This is a genomic window from Rhizobium sp. ARZ01, assembly GCF_014851675.1.
Classification (GTDB): domain Bacteria; phylum Pseudomonadota; class Alphaproteobacteria; order Rhizobiales; family Rhizobiaceae; genus Mycoplana.
On the sequence record NZ_JACVAE010000001.1, the window covers coordinates 2455288 to 2471965 of the forward strand.

Genomic DNA, 16678 nt, shown 5'->3' on the forward strand with positions numbered 1-16678 from the left:
TGCACATGCGAAAGAATGGAAAAACCATGCGGCACAGGACTTGCATTCACGCCCGGGGACGCTAAAAGGCGCCCATCAGCATTCTCGTAGGCCATCAGACAGGCGGACCATAGATGAAGGTTTTCGCGGGCAACTCGAACCGGCTGCTGGCCGAAGCGATCTGCAACTATCTCAATGTCCCCCTGGGTCGCGCCAGCGTACGCCGCTTCGCCGACCAGGAAATCTTCGTCGAGATCCAGGAGAACGTGCGCGGCGAGGACGTGTTCGTCGTCCAGTCGACCTCGTTCCCGACGAACGATCACCTGATGGAACTCCTGATCATGATTGATGCGATGCGGCGCTCCTCCGCCCGCCGCATCACCGCGGTGATCCCCTACTTCGGCTACGCTCGCCAGGACCGCAAACCCGGTCCGCGCACGCCGATCTCCGCAAAGCTCGTTGCCAACCTGATCACCGAAGCCGGCGCCGACCGCGTATTGACGCTCGACTTGCATGCCGGCCAGATCCAGGGCTTCTTCGACATCCCGACCGACAACCTCTACGCCGTGCCGATCCTGGCGCGCGACGTGAAGGAGAACTACGACCAGAAGAACGTGATGGTCGTATCCCCCGACGTCGGTGGCGTGGTACGCGCCCGCGCGCTGGCCAAGCGCCTCGACTGTCTGCTCGCGATCGTCGACAAGCGCCGTGATCGTCCCGGCGAGTCCGAAGTGATGAACGTCATCGGCGACGTCTCCGGCAAGGACTGCATCCTGATCGACGACATCGTCGATTCCGGCGGAACGCTCTGCAATGCTGCCGAAGCGCTCCTGAAGAACGGCGCTACCAGCGTCACCGCCTATATCACCCACGGCGTCCTCTCCGGCGGTGCTGTTGCCCGCGTCACCTCGTCCAAGCTCAAGGAACTGGTGATCACGGACTCGATCCAGCCGACGACGGCTGTCCAGTCCGCACACAACATCCGCGTGCTGACGACGGCAAACCTGCTCGGCGAAGCAATTAACCGCACCGCTGCCGAAGAATCCGTTTCCAGCCTCTTCGATTGAGGCAGCACATCTCAATCGGCAACGGTTGATCGAGTGCATGCCGCGCAGTCTGCGCGGCAGCGGCAGGCTTTCCATACGCGGACGGCGCCAAGGAAGCTTCGGCGCTCATCCTCAATATTAGCCCATTGAACCGGCCGCCGAATTCACCTCGTATGCGTATACGATGGCCGTTGCCCTGTCGGCGGCAGAAGTACAGACGAAGATCAACAAGAAGGAGGCTTTCGATGCTGATGGGACACCGAATCTCGAGGCTTGTCGCGAAACTTCCGGCGTTCGGGCGTGCAGCCAAACGGCACTCAGTCCTTCTTTTTCTTCCGCTGGTCGCCGCCTGTACTGTGGAAACCTCTCCCGGCTATGTCGGCGGCGGACGGCCGATACCGAGCCCCTCAGTGTGCACGATGGAATATGCTCCCGTCTGTGGCGAGCGCGGCGGTCGCCTCCAAACCTTTGCCAACGCCTGCGAGGCGCGTAGCCGCGGCTTCGATATCGCCCATCGCGGGCAGTGCCGGCGGGAGCCGGTTCCGGACCGCGCCTGCACGCGGGAATTTAATCCCGTCTGCGCCGAGCGAGGCGGGCGTCAGCAGACCTTCGCCAACGCCTGCATGGCGAGAAACGACGGCTTTCGCGTCATCAGCCGCGGCGAATGCCGGCGCGAACCGGCGCCGAGCCGCGCCTGCACCATGGAATATGCGCCCGTCTGTGCCGAACGGGGTGGACGTCAGCAAACCTTCGCCAACGCCTGCACGGCGAGGAGCGAGGGCTTTCGGGTCGTCAATCGCGGCGAATGCCGGCGCGAGCCGGCGCCTAACCGGGCTTGCACCCGAGAATTCGCACCTGTCTGTGCGGAGCGCGGCGGCACGCGGCGCACATTCTCAAACGCTTGCGAGGCTCGGGCTGCGGATTTCCGCGTGATGCGTCCAGGCGAATGCCGCCGATAACGAATTGGCCCGGCGCGCGGTCTGAAAAGTCTGGCGCCGGCACCCGTTTCGTTTCCGCACCAAGTTGTGCTAGGACCGCGGTTCCCGTCCACTGAAACTCCGCCTCACGCCATGCTACGCGATTTCTCCGCACAAGCGCTCTTCATGGGCCTGCTGACCGCTTTCGTCGGCTTCGCCAGTTCCTTCGCAGTCGTGCTGCACGGCCTGACGGGCGTCGGCGCGACCGAGGCTCAGGCCGCATCGGGCCTGATGGCGCTTTCGGTTTCAATGGGTCTTTGCGCGGTCATGCTCAGCGTCTGGACGCACCTGCCGGTCTCCATCGCCTGGTCGACACCCGGTGCTGCACTGCTTGCCAGTTCGGGCGTCGTCGAAGGTGGGTTCGGTGCCGCCGTCGGCGGCTTTCTTGTGTGCGCCGCCCTGATCGTCGCCGCGGGTCTATGGAAGCCGCTTGGGCGCATGGTCGCGGCAATTCCTGCCACCCTTGCCAATGCGATGCTCGCAGGTGTCCTGCTCGGCCTCTGCTTCGCGCCGGTCAAGGCGATCGCCTTCAATCCGCTGTTTGGTTTGCCGATCGTCGTCACCTGGGTCGTCGTCGGTGCGATCAACCGCCTTTATGCCGTGCCGGCCGCCCTCCTCGCCTTTGTGCTCGTTCTCGCATTTGGCATCGATATTCCCGAGGATGCACTTGCGGCGGTCGCCCGCGACCTGCTGCCGAAGCCGGAGCTTGTCACGCCGGTCTTCAACCTCGCCGGCCTTGTCAGCATTGCGCTGCCCCTCTTCATCGTCACGATGGCCTCGCAGAACATCCCGGGCATCGCCGTGCTGAAGGTCAACAATTACGAGCCGACGCCCGGCCCGCTGTTTGCCGTAACCGGCCTGTTCTCGCTGCTTAGCGCCCCGTTTGGCGGCCATGCCGTCAATCTCGCTGCGATCACGGCGGCGATGTGTGCGGGCGAGGATGCGCATCCCGACCCCCGCCGCCGTTACTGGGCAGCGATCAATGCCGGCATTTTCTACGTAATTTTCGGCCTGCTGGCCGGCGCAGTCACGGCGTTTGTCAGTCTCGCGCCGCCGATCCTTATCCAGGCGGTGGCCGGCCTCGCGCTGATCAGCGCCTTTGCCGGGTCGGCGATGAACGCCTTCAAGGAATCCGAGACGCGCGAAGCCGCCGCCCTCACCTTCCTCATCACGGCCTCGGGTGTCAGCTTCGGCGGCATTTCCGGCGCCTTTTGGGGACTGCTTGCAGGCGGTCTGATGATGGGACTGACCCGCCTTGTCGCGGCTCGCAAAGCGCGGAAGGTGTAAGACTTCCGCGAGGCCAAGACAGACGGCTGCCCTTGCATTTCCCGGCATTGTCGGCTATGCGACGCGCGTCCGCCTAGACACCCTTGGAGGCAAGGTGGATGAGGTTTTCCTGAAATCCTCAAGTTTCGGACGGCCGAGGCCCAGTGCCGCGCCCGACGGAACTCTCCAGTAACACTTGAAAGGTCAATGCTATGAGCCACGCATCCTACGAGCTCAAGGCCGAGACGCGCGAACGGGTTGGTAAGGGGTCCTCCCGTGAACTTCGCCGCAACGGTCTTATCCCGGCTGTCATCTATGGTGACAAGAAGGCCCCCATTTCGATCGCTCTGTCGACGAAGGAAGTCACCCAGCGCATCCACGCCGGCGGCTTCATGACGACGGTCGCCACGATCGACGTCAACGGCGAGAAGATCTCCGTCCTGCCGAAGGACTACCAGCTGGATCCGGTCCGCGACTTCACGATGCACGTCGACTTCCTGCGCGTATCGGCCGACAGCAAGGTCACCGTCCAGGTTCCGGTTCACTTCGTCAACGAAGAGAAGTCCCCGGGAATCAAGGTCGGCGGCATGCTGAACATCGTTCGCCACGACGTCGAGCTGCACTGCCCGGCCAACGACATTCCGGAATTCCTCACCGTCGACCTCGACGGCCTGAAAATCGGCGACAGCATCCACATCTCGCACATCAAGCTGCCGAAGGGTACGAGCCCGGTCATCGCTGACCGCGACTTCACCGTCGCCACGATCGTCGGCACGGCTGCTGCCAAGGAAGAAGAAGCTGAAGGCGAAGCAACGGCCGAGTAATCATTCGGCAATTGTTTACCTTATCGAACCCGCCTTCGGAAACGGAGGCGGGTTTTTCGTGTCCGCACCTGCCCTTCAACAACATTTAAGAAATAGGTGAAAAGCTCAAATAAAGAACAGGGGAAGGCCATCGTGCCAACAATCGTGCAGAAGACCGTGGAGGACACGGGATGAAGATGCATTCGGTGGAGAGCCGGTTCATCGCCATCGTCATTGGCGCGCTCCTCGTGTTCGTCGCGCCGCTCTTCTTTTTCTTCCTCGTCCTGTCGTCGGACCGCGTCGCGCGCGAGAGGCTCAAGAACACTGAAGTGCTGATGCAAGCCAACGCCCAGGCGCTCGGCAAGCCGATCTGGGACTTCGACTTGGACAGCATAGCTCAGATCGTCGAGACGCTGAGGGCTGGCGCCAACATAAACTACGTTCACATCCGCGACACTTCGGGCCTGATCAATATCCGGGAACCGGAAGTCGAGCCTGAAGCAAGCGAAGTCCAGTCCGTCGTTACCGCCGACATCCTTCATCGAACCAATGAAGGCATCCGCAGGGTCGGCACCGCGGAGATCTCAATTGCCAAAGACGGGCCATTCTCTCGCTTCTCCGGCGACGAACTGGCGATTTTCGCGATCTTCCTCTTTGCTGTCGGCACGCTGTTTACCGCCGCGATCATTGGCAACCGCATCACCATCATCCAACCGCTTATGCGCCTGACAGCGGCAATCGAAGCGACGCGCAGGCTCGGCTCGCGCCACCATGTGGATTGGACGTCGAACGATGAGATGGGCCATCTCGCCCATAACTTCAACGAGATGCAGAACAGGCTCGAGCAGGAGGAGAACGAACTTAAGCTTGCGCATGCGCGCACGACCGAGATCTACAACAAGACGCCGGCAATGCTCTTCTCGACGGATCGGGACAATTGCATCACTGCGGTCAGCGACTATTGGCTCGTTGCCACCGGCTACAGCCGCGAGGCCGTCATCGGCCACAGCTTCACCAAATTCGTAGACGCCGCCGATCACCTGGTCTACCGCGATCGTCACCTGGCAGGATCGGACGGCACAGGGATTTGCGAAGTGACAGTGCGTTTTCATCGTGCCGACGCAACGGTCATGGACGTGCTCGTGCTCGAAACATGCCTCCCAATCGACGAAGCTGGAACCGAACCGACGCTATCGGTGATGACGGACGTCACGGACCTGAAGGAAGCCGAAAGCCGCAATCTCCGCCAGGCGATTACCGATCACCTCACTGGGCTCCTCAACCGACAGGGGTTCGAGTCCGTGCTGGGCGAGTTGATCCGAAAAGCCGAGCTGGAGGATCAGCAACTCGCCTGCCTGTTCCTCGACCTCGATCGGTTCAAGTGGATCAATGACAATCTCGGCCATGCCGTCGGCGATGAGGTCTTGTGCCAGGTTGCAAATCGCCTGCGCGAGCAGTTGCGCTTCAATGACGTCGTGGCGAGGCTCGGCGGCGACGAGTTTGCCGTCCTCCTGCTCTCACCGGATGCAAAACAACTCGCCATCGACATCAGCGCCCGTCTGTGCTCGGCGCTGAAGGAACCCGTGTTCATCAATGGCAGCCGACTGAACGTCAGCGCCAGTATCGGCATCGCCGTTTATCCGGACCACGCAGCAACGGCGGCTGACCTGCTGCAGAAATCCGACATGGCGATGTATGCGCGAAAGCGCGGTGGCAAGAATGGTGCCCAGGTATTCAACGACAACATCGTCGACATCGCCCGCCGGCGGCTGGAAATCGAGCAATGCATTGAAGAGGGGCTGCGCGAGGACGGGTTCGACGCCTATCTCCAGCCGATCGTCAGCCTGCGCGACGCTCACGTTGCCGGTTTCGAAGCGCTGATGCGCCTGAACCATCCGCAGAAGGGGATGCTTTCACCTGCTGAGATCATCGGCGTGGCCGAGGAAAACGGGGCCATCGGCAAGATCGGTGATGTCATCCTGGAGAAGGCAATCCGCGATCTCGCGGCCATTTCGCGACTGGACGGAATGTCGGAGAGCTATCTTGCCGTGAACTTCTCTCCCCTGCAGTTCGACGCAACCCTGCCGAACCGGCTCGCTGCACTCCTGCTGGAGAACGGTGTGATACCATCGCGCATCGTCATCGAGATCACCGAAGCGGTGTTGATGCTCGACAATCCCGTTATCCGCCAAACGCTGGACGCCCTAACCGCGCTTGGATGCCGGATCGCGCTGGACGATTTTGGAACCGGCTACTCATCGCTGAGCTACCTGAACCGCTTCCCGGTGGATATCGTCAAGGTCGACCAATCCTTCGTGCGCTCGCTGGGCAGCAGCCAACAGAATATTGCAGCCAAGAGCCGGACCCTGATTGAGGGCATCCGGATGATTTCGCATCAAATGGGTTGCGTCGTCATTGCCGAAGGGATCGAGACCGAGATCGAACGACAGGCGCTCGAGGAGATGGGCGTAGACCTAGGACAGGGCTATCTGTTCAGTGAACCCCTGCCCTTCGACGAGTTGGTGCGCGAACTGGATAGGTTCGCCGAGCAGACGGAAGCAATGGAGGCCACGCGCCTCTGATCGATGAGAATGGAAATCGGAATGTTATCTGTGAAAATGCTTGCCACTGCGTTCGCGATCGCCACCCTCTTGTCGCAACCAGTGAACGCGGGCGACGTCACCTTTGTCACGGAAGAGTACGCGCCCTTCAGCTACACCGACAGTGACACGATTAAAGGCATCGCCGTCGAGCAGGTCCATCGGATCGCTGCTTCCGTCGGTCTCTCCTACCGGATCGAGATCATGCCCTGGGCGCGTGCGATTGCCTTGGCGGAGCGGCAACCGGATCACTGTGTCTTCACCACCGGTCACAATCGTGCGCGCGACAAGACGTTTCGCTGGGTCGAGCCACTGCTGAAAGACCAGATGGTCATCGTCAAACGCAAGGGCGACAAACTTGCCGCCACGACGCTGGAGGCCGCCCACCACCAGCGCGTGGGCGCACAGCGCGGCGACTTCGCCGTGGGGGTCCTCAAGGAACACGGCTTTACCGACATCGATCTTGCCGCCGATATCGCGATCACGCTCGGCAAGCTGAAGAGCGGCCGCATCGACCTGATGCCGACCTCCGTCAAGATCTATGAAAGTATGCTGAAGGACGGGGAGCCGATCGAAAAGGCGATGCTGCTGGACGGGCAAACCTACGGGATTGCCTGCCACAAGGCTATGCCGGCGAAAACCATTGTCGCCATGCAGAATGCACTGGACGAGCTTATCTCGAGTGGCCAGCAGGATGCGATCTTCACCGCATACGGCCTGCCGCCCAATACACGCACCGCTTCACGCTGACCCTCAATTCCGCAATGAGGGTTGACATCGCCGGCGATTGGCTGTGGGACACGTTTAAGAATTCAAGCCACCCCACGCGAGCGGTACCATGCTGATCATCGCAGGCCTCGGAAATCCCGGCCCAAAATACGCTTCCAACCGCCACAATATCGGCTTCATGGCTGTCGACGCCATCCACCGCAAGAATCCATTCTCGCCGTGGTCGAAGAAGTTCAAAGGCGAGATTTCCGAAGGCGAGCTCGGGGGTGAGAAGGTGCTGCTGATCAAGCCGCAAACCTTCATGAACCTCTCCGGCGAATCCGTCGGCGAAGCGATGCGCTTCTACAAGCTCTCACCAAAGGACATCGTGGCGATCTACGACGAGCTCGATCTGGCACCCGGCAAGGCGCGCATCAAGGTAGGCGGTGGCCATGGCGGCCACAACGGCGTGAAGTCGCTCGATGCCCATTGCGGCAAGGACTATCGCCGCCTGCGGCTCGGCATCGGCCACCCGGGCGTAAAGGAACTTGTGCACAACCACGTGCTCGGCGACTTCGCCAAGGCCGACCACAGCTGGCTCGATCCGCTGCTCGACGAGCTGGCGCTTAATGCTGACATGTTGGTACGAGGCGAGGATTCGCAGTTGATGAACAAGCTGGCGCTCGCCGTCGGCGGCACGGCGGAGGACAAGCCGAAGGCAGAGAAGAAGCCGGCCGGCCAGTCGCATATCCGGCCGGCCCGCAACAATGCCCAGCCGAAGGCGCTGCCAGCGAGCGGCCCGATGGCGGCGATGCTGAAGAAGCTGTTGGGCAAGGCGGATTGAGGCATGGAGGTTCGAGTACTGGGTCTGCATGACCTCGACGCACTTCTCGCGCTTTACAGTCATCTCATCGAGGATGATCTTCCGCTGTCGGACGAGACGGCGCGTTTGCGGTATGAGGAGATGCTCGGGCGGGATGGACTAAGCGTGTACGGGGGCTTTGCCGATGGCTTCCTGGCAAGCTCGTGTACGCTGATCGTCGTGCCGAACCTTACCCGTGGCGGCATGCCCTATGCCTTTATCGAGAACGTCGTTACAGACGCCGCGCACCGTCGCAAGGGGCTCGGCCAGGCAGTCGTGAAAGCCGCAATCAATGATGCCTGTGCAGCCGGCTGCTACACGGTGCGCCTGATGACGGGCGGAAAGCGCCCCGGAACGCTCGATTTCTACAAGAACTGCGGCTTCGAGATGCTCAAGCATGGCCTTGAGGTACGCCGCATTCCGCCGCGCTGAGACCAGTTCTCACTCTTCCGGCTCCGTCGTAAACAGCAGTGGAAAGCCCGCCTCCTTCGCCAGATCCACCGCCTCCGTAGCCTTGGTTTCAGCAATATCGCGCGCGCAGACGACCACCACGCAGGTGCCCATCTTGTGGGCGGTCATCATGACCCGGTAGCCGGTCTCCTCCGACATGCGGAACACCGCGCGCAGCACGAGGATGACGAATTCGCGCGGTGTGAAGTCGTCATTGACGAGGATGACCTTGTAGAGCCGCGGACGCTGCAGCTTCGGCTTCGTCGCCGTTTTCGGTCTGACTGCCGTATCCTTGTTGCTCATCGGAGGGTCCTCTCCTGATGATCAGGCCGTCGTTCGCGGCCGAGGACCATCTTGCTACGCGATTTTCGCCGCGGCAAGGGCGTAGGGCATCGCTCCTTAGCCATAACAGGCCAAGTCCACGTCTGCACAGCGGTCTAGCGGGTCAGCCTTGGCGGCATTTCCCTTGCCACAGACTTGACCATCCACCGCCCTTCCCCCATAGCGGGGGCAAAGATTTCCAAGACACGGACGGACCATTCCATGGGTTTCAAATGCGGTATCGTCGGGCTGCCCAACGTCGGCAAGTCCACCCTCTTCAACGCGCTGACGAAGACAGCTGCGGCGCAGGCGGCCAACTATCCCTTCTGCACGATCGAGCCGAACACCGGCGAGGTCGCGGTTCCCGATCCGCGCATGCAGAAGCTTGCCGAGATCGCGGGCTCCAAGGAAATCATCCCGACGCGGATCTCCTTCGTCGACATCGCCGGCCTCGTGCGCGGCGCCTCGAAGGGTGAAGGCCTCGGCAACAAGTTCCTTGCCAATATCCGCGAAGTCGATGCGGTCGTGCATGTGCTGCGCTGCTTCGAAGACGATGACATCACCCATGTCGAGGGCCGCATCAACCCGGTGGGAGACGCGGACACGATCGAGACAGAGTTGATGCTGGCGGACCTCGAAAGCCTCGAGCGCCGCGTCGAGCAGACCCGCAAGCGCGCCACCGGCAAGGACAAGGAATCCATTGCGCAATTGCCGGTCATGGAAGCCGTGATCAAGCTCCTGAATGAAGGCAAGCCGGCCCGTCTTCTCCTGAAGACGCTGGCGCCCGAGGAGATAGAGGTCCTGAAGGGCCTCAACCTCCTGACCTCCCATCCGGTTCTCTATGTCTGCAACGTCGCGGAATCCGACGCCTCGACCGGCAACGAGCACACCTTAGCCGTTGCCGCCATGGCCAAGGAACAGGGCGCCGAATGCGTCATCATCTCGGCGGCGATCGAGTCCGAGGTTGCGCAGCTTCCGGAAGAGGAAGCCGCAGAGTTCCTCTCCGCACTCGGCCTTGAGGAAGCGGGCCTCGACCGACTGATCCGCGCCGGCTACCACCTCCTCGACCTCATCACCTATTTCACCGTCGGCCCCAAGGAAACCCGCGCCTGGACCATCGTGCGCGGCACCAAGGCGCCGCAGGCCGCCGGCGTCATCCACACCGACTTCGAACGCGGCTTTATCCGCGCCTTCACCATCTCCTATGACGACTACATCGCCTACAAGGGCGAAGTCGGCGCCAAGGAAGCCGGCAAGGGTCGCGACGAAGGCAAGGAATACGTCGTCCAGGACGGCGACGTGATCCACTTCCGCTTCAACACGTAAAAAACGAATGTCTCCCGAAAGTGTGCAGCTGTTTCGGGAGACGGCCGCCAACAACGAACACTTTGAGCGGATCGCGTTCTGTGCGGTCCGCTCAAGCATTCCATGCTGTCAATGGACGGCGTGCAGACTTTTGGCGATGGCAGGTGGCACCTGGCGCATGACGAGGCGCCGCAGCGCCTGCCAGAAGACGCCGACGCAGAGCACGACGATGCCGACGGCCAGGATCGTCACGTAGACGTAGCTCGACGCCTCGAACGCGTTCTGTCTCAAGATCGTCCAGATCGCAAAGCCCAGTGACAACAGGCCTGATGTCACGAATGCCCGGCGGTCGATCACCAGCCCCACCAGCATGAACACCGCAACAATCAGGATCACCATCGCAGCATGGCCGTAGGATGTGTCCTTGTTCCACCAGTCGCCCGACAGATTACCGAGGAAGACGAAGGCCAGCATCGCATAAAGAAGGACCGGCGCGGCTCCGAGGTGCAGCCAGAAGGCAATGTCCGAGCGGCGCGTGCGCCGCTGCGGATCGGATAGGTCATAGCGCATCGCCACGGCAAAGAGACCGAGCGCGGCCGCCATGAAGATCAACGCCGACAACAGTCTGTGGTCGACGATGAATTGCTCCGTCCCTGTCAGGCGGCCAAGGAACGTGAGAACCACCAGGACAGCCAGGCCAAAGAGCGAGATCAGGGTGAGCGCCAGCGCCAGCGGCACACGATAGCGCCAGTAATATAGGCCGAGCAGGACGGGATAGCTCGCGATGAAGGCGCACCAATAGGATACCCCGCCATTCCATTCTGGAGCCACCGACCCCAGTCCCGCGGCTATAAGGTAGCCCGCCGCTTGGACGAAAGCGATGGTGAGTACGAAAGCCGGCAGCGCCAGGCGCTGACGCCGAACCAACACTTCGCTCAGCAGAAGCACCGCCGGGATCAAAGCAAAGACGCTTGCGACTCCGGACAGGCCGACCAGGGCGACGATGACGCCAATGGTAATCAACACGTCATGGAACCCGCGCACGAACCGTGGCGCCTCCGTATCCGCGAGATCCTGTGGCGGATCGGCAACTGAATCGAGGACCGCAACAGCATCGGCGGTGTTGGCGGTGTAACGACCGTTGGCCGAAAGGTAGGCCTCGAGCGGTTCAACATGGCTATCGGAAATGATGCCGCGTTGAGCTGCACGTCGCAGCGTGACTTCGAGTTCGGTCATATGCCCGTTTCCGTCCAGTTGAAAAAGCTCCCGCGCGGGAAATTTCCCGATCCGAAGCGGCTATTACTGCTCGCAATTTCGGCGGTCGTCAAAGTGGCGATCACTGTCTAAGTATTGTGATTCTGTCACAGCTCCAAGCACACGGCCCTTTGGTTTTTGGCCAAGCATCAGTCCAGTTCCTGCATGCCGCCCCAGATCAGGATCTGTCCACTGATCCAACCGGCGGCGGCCAAACACAGCAACAGGGCCGCATTGCCCACATCTGCGGTTCGCCGAGCCGTTTGATGGGTGTGTGTGTTCCATCGTCGTTCAACATTTTCGCGCGTCGGTGCGCGTGGCGCCGGGGGCGATGCCGTTCACCCGGATGTTCTTGGGTTCAAGGTCGAAGGCGATGTTGCGCACCAGATGGCTGGCTGCAGCCTTGGACGAGTAAGCCACACGCGCGTTTTTGATTCGGCAGACATGGACGTGATGACGAGAATCGACCCACCGCCCGCCTTTTCCATTTCTGGCACGGCAAGCTGAGCCAGGACGCCGTGCTCGGAATCGGCCACTAGGCCGGATGGCTGAACCGGGCGACCTGGGCGTTCTTTGTCAGGGCGCGGAAAGCCGGGCCGCTGACATGCACCAGCGTCCTGTGATCTCCCCCCTCGAAATAGACGTCGCTGGCGTTTTCGAGGCTCTCGTCGAGGATGACCGGTACATCATAAGCCAGCCCGACGGGCGGAACCGCACCTTCGTCGCAATCAGAAAAGAGCGAACTGACCTCCTCCTCCGAGGCAAGGCCAAGTCGCCGGTCCATGACATCCTGGAGGGTGGACAGCTCGATCCGGTGGGTGCTCGGAACCACAGCAAGGACGTAGCCCATCTCATGGTGCACGACCACGCTCTTGGCCAATCTCCTGCCTGGAACATGAGCCGCCTGCGCAGATTGACTGCTGGTAGCGGTTCTGTGATGGGCGACGGTATCATATGCGATACCTTCGCGGTCTATATAGTCCTGTAGCTTCTTGGCGATCGTCATTGTAGGCGCCCCTTCTGCTTTCATGGTGACGCGTAACGAAACCATTTTCCTCCCATCATCGTTGAAGTCAACGGAAATGCCTCTTGTGAAAGAGCGTCGCCGTTTCCCGCTTCTGCGGTAGACTTTGCTTGGAGCGAGCTTGCGCGTCCGAAAACACGGGAGGATAGGGCGATGGCCGAAGCATACTCGGGAACCTGCTTCTGTGGGGCAGTGGAAATCGAGGCAACCGGTGCTCCCCTGGAAATGGGCTACTGTCACTGCAACTCCTGCCGAGCCTATTCCGGCGGACCGATCAGCGCCTACATCCTGTGGAACTCGGACAATGTGAGGGTGACACGTGGAGCGAAGTTCCTGGGAGGGTACAACAAGACAGGCCTCAGCAACCGGCAGTTCTGCCGGCAATGCGGTGGCCACGTCATGACCACCCATCCCGGGCTAGGCGTGACGGACATCAGGGCAGCGGTCATCCCAAGCCTCACCTTTGTCCCGACCGTGCATCTGAACTACGCCGAATCCGTGCTGCCGATACGAGACGGCTTGCCCAAGCTGAAAGACCTTCCCGCTGAGGCCGGCGGGTCTGGCGCGATGATGGCGGAATAGGCGACTGCAGCTGGCATCGAGCGTGTGAAGCGGTGTTCTGAGAGTTGCAGCCGAGCGCGCGCCAACCCTGAAAATGCCCTGAACGCGTAACGCCGTCGATGGTTATTCCAGGACGGCGCGCGGCCTGATAGAAGGGGTGTGGCCGACAAGAGCTCAAGCAGACGTGCGATCGTGTTCCATGGCCGGAGCCCCTACTTGCGAAAGAGGTCGAAGTGCCAATAGGTCTCAAACGCGTTTACGAGCCCGCCGCCCCGGACGACGGGACGCGCATCCTTGTGGACCGGCTCTGGCCGCGCGGCGTTTCAAAGGCGAAGGCGAATATCGACTTGTGGCTGAAGGACATTTCGCCCAGCGACGATCTGCGCAAGCGCTTCCATGCGCGACCCGAGAGCTGGGATGAATTCCGCGCCGCCTATGCGGCCGAGCTCAAGGGCGAGACGGCCCAGGTGGCTGCCGCCGAGCTGCGGGCACTCATGCGAGAGGGCCCGGTCACCCTGCTCTATGCGGCCAAGGACGAACGGCACAACAACGCTGCCGCGCTGAAGGAATGGCTGGACCAGCGCGACTGAAATCACGCCGAACGGAGGCACACTTCAAAGCGGTCGAAAGATTGGAATCCGCGCCCGGAAGCGGCGCCATGTTGCAGCCAGTTCATAGTACGACACCGGCCTCGAACGAACGGCAGCGTCAGTGGAACGTGGACTTTGAAAATAGGTTCAGAACGAGGACGCCGGCGACGATCAGACCCAGGCCGACGATAGCCGCGGTATCGAGCGTCTGGCCGAAAACGAAATAGCCGACCAGCGAAATCAGCACGATACCGAGCCCGCTCCAGATCGCATAGGCGATACCGACGGGTACGTAGCGCAGGCTCCAGGAGAGGAAATAGAAGGCGATTGCGTAGCATACCACCATCAGGAGTGTCGGAAATGCGCGCGAGAAATGCTGGGCAGCCTGCATCGCGGACGTGCCGAGCACCTCAAACACGATTGCGACTACGAGGACGGAATAGACAAGGGTAAGGTTCATGACAAACTCCGGCGCAGGTGCGCGAGATGGGGTAAGTTCAGGATCGGGTGAGTTGGTCGAGCCGGCGCATCAGAGCCTGCTCCCGCTCCGGCCCGATGGATTGGCTTTCGAGCACCGAGGCGAGCCATAGGCCGTCGACGGCGAAACGAACGAGTTCGCATTCGACCGACGAATCCGTGCCGGCATACAGCTCCGATCGTTCCTCAACCCAGCGGCGCCAGCGCGCGCGCAGCTGCGGCTCACCGAGGAGCGCAATCGTCATCGCCTTCCAGCGTCCCTCCTCCGCCATGCCGCCGGTAACGAAACAGACCTTCAGATAGGCCCTCGTGTAACGACCGCGCGGCTCCGGATCGTCGATCACCGCCTGATGAATCGCTGCATCCAACCGATCCATCAGGTCGTCGAGAAGCCCGTCCAGCAACGCTGCCTTGCTTGGAAAGTGATGCAGGAGCCCGCCCTTGCTCACGCCCGCCGCCACCGCCACGGCATCGAGAGTGATGCCGGCCGTACCTTTTTCAAGACAGAGGCCGGCTGCGACTTCCAGCAGAAGATGCCGGACAGCTTCGGGTTGCTTTTTACGATGATGGGCCTTGCTCATACACTAAACATACCGTCTGGACGGTTTGATTGCAACAAATTCGGACGCTATGCGCCGCGTCGACCACGGCCGCAATCGGCCGCGATCCCTTGTCACAGTTCTTGCCGCGTGATTGCACTGGTTCCGCTGCTGATCTATCTGTACGCGGAGAAATTGGACGGGATTTTTTGCCGGTGCAGAACGAAAAATCAGAAGGAACGATCACCCTCTACGAGGCGATCGGCGGCGACGCCGCCGTTCGTGCGCTGACCGGTCGCTTCTACGAACTGATGGACACGTTACCTGATGCTGCCGCCTGCCGAGCGATCCACCCGGCCGACCTCTCGGGTAGCGAGGAGAAACTCTACGAGTACCTGACCGGCTGGTTGGGCGGCCCGCCACTGTACACTGACAAGCGTGGGCACCCGATGCTGCGCCGGCGTCATTTCGTTGCCCCGATCGGCGAGGCCGAACGCGACGGCTGGCTGCTGTGCTTCACGCAGGCTCTGGAGGAGACGATCGCGAGCGAACAACTGCGGACGATCATTCTCCAACCGGTCGCGCGTCTGGCGCATCACATGGTCAATCAGGAATAGGACAGGCACATCCCAATGGAAGGATCGATCGCACGCCCGGCAACACTCTTCTTCGCCGGAATTCTGGGGGTGGCAGGTGTCGCAAGCGCCGCCCTGGCCTCACATGCCGGCGGTGACCCGCGCCTGATGGGCGGCGCATCTGCCATGTGCCTCGCGCATGCCCCTGCCCTTGTCGCACTCTACGCTGCCTGGCCGAAGGTGCGCACGGCGGCCCTTGCCGCCATTCTTCTGATTGCCGGGACGCTGCTCTTCGCCGGCGACCTCGCCATGCGCCACGCCGCAGGCCACGGACTGTTTCCGATGTCGGCACCTAGCGGGGGCATGCTGATGATGGCCGGCTGGCTCATGGTTGCACTCGGAGCGTTCTTCCGCCAGCATCGAGAAGCATAGCCAAGGGCGGGAAGACACAGCGCTCAGACTTTTGCTCGAACCGCTAACCTCCTGGGCGCCTGGATTCACACGACCCCTTGCGGCGTTCCACTCCTTCGGCACGCCACGGAAAAGCAATGACATCCGCAGTCGTCTCCGGCCGCGCCCCGCCTGGGTCGACGAAGGGAATGTCGCGCGCCGGTTGGCGCGTCTCCCAAATCGGAAACGCGGTGACGTTGGGATTTTCTTCCTGCAGGCGGCTTTCGCGCGTCAGCAGTGCCACAAGCTCCGGGATCAACCCGTCACCGTTCTGGGCGGCAAGCTTGTGCAGGCCAATCAACATGAAGCCGTCAGGTCGTTCACCTGTCATTGGGCGGGGTTTCCTTCGCTAAGGTTCTGCAGCGCGCGCTCGAAACTGGATTTGCTGCCATTGCGTAGCGGCACGAATGCCTTTTCCCATTTCTTGCAGCCCGTCTTCACCCGCAGGCATGCGTCGTGGCTGATACAGTCGATAGGGCAGAACACACAGTCGACCGAGGGCAGTACGTTGTCGATACGCGAGACCGCTTCACGCAGACCGCCATCGTGATGAATCAGGTTGGCGCCGAACGAGCTTGCGATCTGCCGCAGATGCGCCACCTGGCAATCGCGGCCGCCAACATAGAGGAAGCTCCGCCCCTCGAGCGCGGCCTTCGCCGAGGCGTCAGCCTCGGCCTCATCGGCGGTGCTCGCCTGCTGCCTCTGCCTGTCGCTCATCGCCTTCCTGTCGATTTCGATGTTACGCCGTTTCACTCGCGTGACTTCGACCGGGCGCTGTGTCCGCGGTTCGGCAACCGGTGTGCGCGCCGCCTGTGGCTTGGCCTCGACTGCACCGGCCGAGCCCAAGCGCGCCTTGAGCGCAGCCACTTCCTTTTCAAGCGCGGCAATGCG

Annotated in this window: 18 protein-coding genes and 4 pseudogenes; 14 read left to right on the plus strand and 8 right to left on the minus strand. The window is 61.5% G+C overall.

Annotation, left to right across the window (positions count from 1 at the left end):
• Positions 1 to 113: 113 nt before the first annotated feature.
• The 9 genes and pseudogenes from IB238_RS11690 to IB238_RS11725 all read left to right on the plus strand — a co-directional run bounded on the left by IB238_RS11690 (position 114) and on the right by IB238_RS11725 (position 8673).
• Positions 114 to 1046: a ribose-phosphate pyrophosphokinase gene (locus IB238_RS11690; RefSeq protein ID WP_192246374.1), complete on the plus strand. Its 933-nt coding sequence runs from the start codon at positions 114 to 116 to the stop codon at positions 1044 to 1046.
• Positions 1047 to 1363: 317 nt separating this feature from the next.
• Positions 1364 to 1837 (plus strand): annotated as a pseudogene (locus IB238_RS11695) (Kazal-type serine protease inhibitor domain-containing protein); the annotation flags it as partial.
• Between the two features lie 27 nt (positions 1838 to 1864).
• Positions 1865 to 1984 (plus strand): annotated as a pseudogene (locus IB238_RS25040) (protease inhibitor); the annotation flags it as partial.
• Between the two features lie 111 nt (positions 1985 to 2095).
• Positions 2096 to 3289: a benzoate/H(+) symporter BenE family transporter gene (locus IB238_RS11700; RefSeq protein WP_192246379.1), complete on the plus strand. Its 1194-nt coding sequence runs from the start codon at positions 2096 to 2098 to the stop codon at positions 3287 to 3289.
• Positions 3290 to 3480: 191 nt separating this feature from the next.
• Positions 3481 to 4092 (plus strand): 50S ribosomal protein L25/general stress protein Ctc, encoded by a 612-nt coding sequence (locus tag IB238_RS11705; protein WP_192246381.1) that lies wholly within the window; start codon positions 3481 to 3483, stop codon positions 4090 to 4092.
• A gap of 170 nt (positions 4093 to 4262) precedes the next feature.
• Complete coding sequence (locus IB238_RS11710; RefSeq protein WP_246723535.1) at positions 4263 to 6653, plus strand: EAL domain-containing protein; 2391 nt, start codon at positions 4263 to 4265, stop codon at positions 6651 to 6653.
• A 21-nt stretch (positions 6654 to 6674) separates the two neighbouring features.
• Positions 6675 to 7421, plus strand: a complete 747-nt coding sequence (locus IB238_RS11715) for an ABC transporter substrate-binding protein (RefSeq protein WP_246723536.1) — start codon at positions 6675 to 6677, stop codon at positions 7419 to 7421.
• Positions 7422 to 7509: 88 nt separating this feature from the next.
• Entirely contained in the window at positions 7510 to 8223 is a 714-nt protein-coding gene (gene pth / locus IB238_RS11720) for an aminoacyl-tRNA hydrolase (protein WP_192246383.1), read from the plus strand.
• A gap of 3 nt (positions 8224 to 8226) precedes the next feature.
• Entirely contained in the window at positions 8227 to 8673 is a 447-nt protein-coding gene (locus tag IB238_RS11725; RefSeq protein ID WP_192246385.1) for a GNAT family N-acetyltransferase, read from the plus strand.
• A 9-nt stretch (positions 8674 to 8682) separates the two neighbouring features.
• Here IB238_RS11725 and clpS read toward each other — a convergent pair whose 3' ends face one another.
• Positions 8683 to 8994, minus strand: coding sequence for an ATP-dependent Clp protease adapter ClpS (gene clpS, locus IB238_RS11730; RefSeq protein WP_192246387.1), 312 nt, complete (start codon positions 8992 to 8994; stop codon positions 8683 to 8685).
• A 240-nt stretch (positions 8995 to 9234) separates the two neighbouring features.
• Here clpS and ychF point away from each other — a divergent pair, with 240 nt between their 5' ends.
• Positions 9235 to 10338, plus strand: coding sequence for a redox-regulated ATPase YchF (ychF, locus tag IB238_RS11735; RefSeq protein ID WP_192246389.1), 1104 nt, complete (start codon positions 9235 to 9237; stop codon positions 10336 to 10338).
• Between the two features lie 108 nt (positions 10339 to 10446).
• Here the strand turns inward: ychF and IB238_RS11740 are convergent, their stop codons facing one another.
• The 3 genes and pseudogenes from IB238_RS11740 to IB238_RS11750 form a co-directional block, all read right to left on the minus strand.
• The gene (locus IB238_RS11740; protein WP_192246391.1) at positions 10447 to 11553 is read right to left on the minus strand and encodes a hypothetical protein; all 1107 of its coding nucleotides are present in this window, start codon (positions 11551 to 11553) and stop codon (positions 10447 to 10449) included.
• Positions 11554 to 11720: 167 nt separating this feature from the next.
• Positions 11721 to 12083 (minus strand): annotated as a pseudogene (locus tag IB238_RS25045) (SDR family oxidoreductase); the annotation flags it as partial.
• A 23-nt stretch (positions 12084 to 12106) separates the two neighbouring features.
• Positions 12107 to 12577, minus strand: a complete 471-nt coding sequence (locus IB238_RS11750) for an aminoacyl-tRNA deacylase (RefSeq protein WP_192246393.1) — start codon at positions 12575 to 12577, stop codon at positions 12107 to 12109.
• A 171-nt stretch (positions 12578 to 12748) separates the two neighbouring features.
• Between IB238_RS11750 and IB238_RS11755 the strand changes: the two genes are divergently transcribed.
• Entirely contained in the window at positions 12749 to 13177 is a 429-nt protein-coding gene (locus IB238_RS11755; RefSeq protein WP_192246395.1) for a GFA family protein, read from the plus strand.
• Positions 13178 to 13389: 212 nt separating this feature from the next.
• A complete protein-coding gene (locus IB238_RS11760; RefSeq protein ID WP_192246397.1) occupies positions 13390 to 13746 on the plus strand; it encodes a DUF488 domain-containing protein in 357 nt (118 codons plus the stop codon).
• A gap of 118 nt (positions 13747 to 13864) precedes the next feature.
• Here the strand turns inward: IB238_RS11760 and IB238_RS11765 are convergent, their stop codons facing one another.
• Both IB238_RS11765 and IB238_RS11770 read right to left on the minus strand, forming a co-directional pair.
• Complete coding sequence (locus tag IB238_RS11765) at positions 13865 to 14206, minus strand: SMR family transporter (protein ID WP_192246399.1); 342 nt, start codon at positions 14204 to 14206, stop codon at positions 13865 to 13867.
• A 37-nt stretch (positions 14207 to 14243) separates the two neighbouring features.
• Complete coding sequence (locus tag IB238_RS11770) at positions 14244 to 14804, minus strand: TetR/AcrR family transcriptional regulator (RefSeq protein WP_192246401.1); 561 nt, start codon at positions 14802 to 14804, stop codon at positions 14244 to 14246.
• Between the two features lie 173 nt (positions 14805 to 14977).
• On the opposite strand from IB238_RS11770, the gene IB238_RS11775 reads away from it, so the two are divergent.
• Both IB238_RS11775 and IB238_RS11780 read left to right on the plus strand, forming a co-directional pair.
• A complete protein-coding gene (locus IB238_RS11775; RefSeq protein WP_192246403.1) occupies positions 14978 to 15379 on the plus strand; it encodes a group II truncated hemoglobin in 402 nt (133 codons plus the stop codon).
• A gap of 15 nt (positions 15380 to 15394) precedes the next feature.
• On the plus strand, positions 15395 to 15769 hold the full coding sequence (locus IB238_RS11780) for a DUF423 domain-containing protein (RefSeq protein ID WP_192246405.1): 375 nt from the start codon (positions 15395 to 15397) through the stop codon (positions 15767 to 15769).
• Positions 15770 to 15812: 43 nt separating this feature from the next.
• Here the strand turns inward: IB238_RS11780 and IB238_RS11785 are convergent, their stop codons facing one another.
• Both IB238_RS11785 and IB238_RS11790 read right to left on the minus strand, forming a co-directional pair.
• The gene (locus IB238_RS11785) at positions 15813 to 16118 is read right to left on the minus strand and encodes a hypothetical protein (RefSeq protein ID WP_192246407.1); all 306 of its coding nucleotides are present in this window, start codon (positions 16116 to 16118) and stop codon (positions 15813 to 15815) included.
• Positions 16115 to 16441: pseudogene (locus IB238_RS11790) on the minus strand (DUF2325 domain-containing protein); the annotation flags it as partial. The pseudogene IB238_RS11790 and the gene IB238_RS11785, both read right to left, overlap by 4 nt.
• Positions 16442 to 16678: the final 237 nt, after the last annotated feature.

Bases quoted from the DNA above. Each gene is read 5' to 3' on its own strand.
- IB238_RS11725 (WP_192246385.1), top strand. From the start codon at position 8,227: ATGGAGGTTCGAGTACTGGGTCTGCATGACCTCGACGCACTTCTCGCG.
- IB238_RS11755 (WP_192246395.1), top strand. From the start codon at position 12,749: ATGGCCGAAGCATACTCGGGAACCTGCTTCTGTGGGGCAGTGGAAATC.
- clpS (WP_192246387.1), bottom strand. From the start codon at position 8,994: ATGAGCAACAAGGATACGGCAGTCAGACCGAAAACGGCGACGAAGCCG.
- IB238_RS11740 (WP_192246391.1), bottom strand. From the start codon at position 11,553: ATGACCGAACTCGAAGTCACGCTGCGACGTGCAGCTCAACGCGGCATC.
- IB238_RS11690 (WP_192246374.1), top strand. From the start codon at position 114: ATGAAGGTTTTCGCGGGCAACTCGAACCGGCTGCTGGCCGAAGCGATC.
- IB238_RS11770 (WP_192246401.1), bottom strand. From the start codon at position 14,804: ATGAGCAAGGCCCATCATCGTAAAAAGCAACCCGAAGCTGTCCGGCAT.
- IB238_RS11765 (WP_192246399.1), bottom strand. From the start codon at position 14,206: ATGAACCTTACCCTTGTCTATTCCGTCCTCGTAGTCGCAATCGTGTTT.
- IB238_RS11700 (WP_192246379.1), top strand. From the start codon at position 2,096: ATGCTACGCGATTTCTCCGCACAAGCGCTCTTCATGGGCCTGCTGACC.
- IB238_RS11785 (WP_192246407.1), bottom strand. From the start codon at position 16,118: ATGACAGGTGAACGACCTGACGGCTTCATGTTGATTGGCCTGCACAAG.
- IB238_RS11750 (WP_192246393.1), bottom strand. From the start codon at position 12,577: ATGACGATCGCCAAGAAGCTACAGGACTATATAGACCGCGAAGGTATC.
- IB238_RS11715 (WP_246723536.1), top strand. From the start codon at position 6,675: ATGTTATCTGTGAAAATGCTTGCCACTGCGTTCGCGATCGCCACCCTC.
- IB238_RS11710 (WP_246723535.1), top strand. From the start codon at position 4,263: ATGAAGATGCATTCGGTGGAGAGCCGGTTCATCGCCATCGTCATTGGC.
- IB238_RS11705 (WP_192246381.1), top strand. From the start codon at position 3,481: ATGAGCCACGCATCCTACGAGCTCAAGGCCGAGACGCGCGAACGGGTT.
- pth (WP_192246383.1), top strand. From the start codon at position 7,510: ATGCTGATCATCGCAGGCCTCGGAAATCCCGGCCCAAAATACGCTTCC.
- ychF (WP_192246389.1), top strand. From the start codon at position 9,235: ATGGGTTTCAAATGCGGTATCGTCGGGCTGCCCAACGTCGGCAAGTCC.
- IB238_RS11780 (WP_192246405.1), top strand. From the start codon at position 15,395: ATGGAAGGATCGATCGCACGCCCGGCAACACTCTTCTTCGCCGGAATT.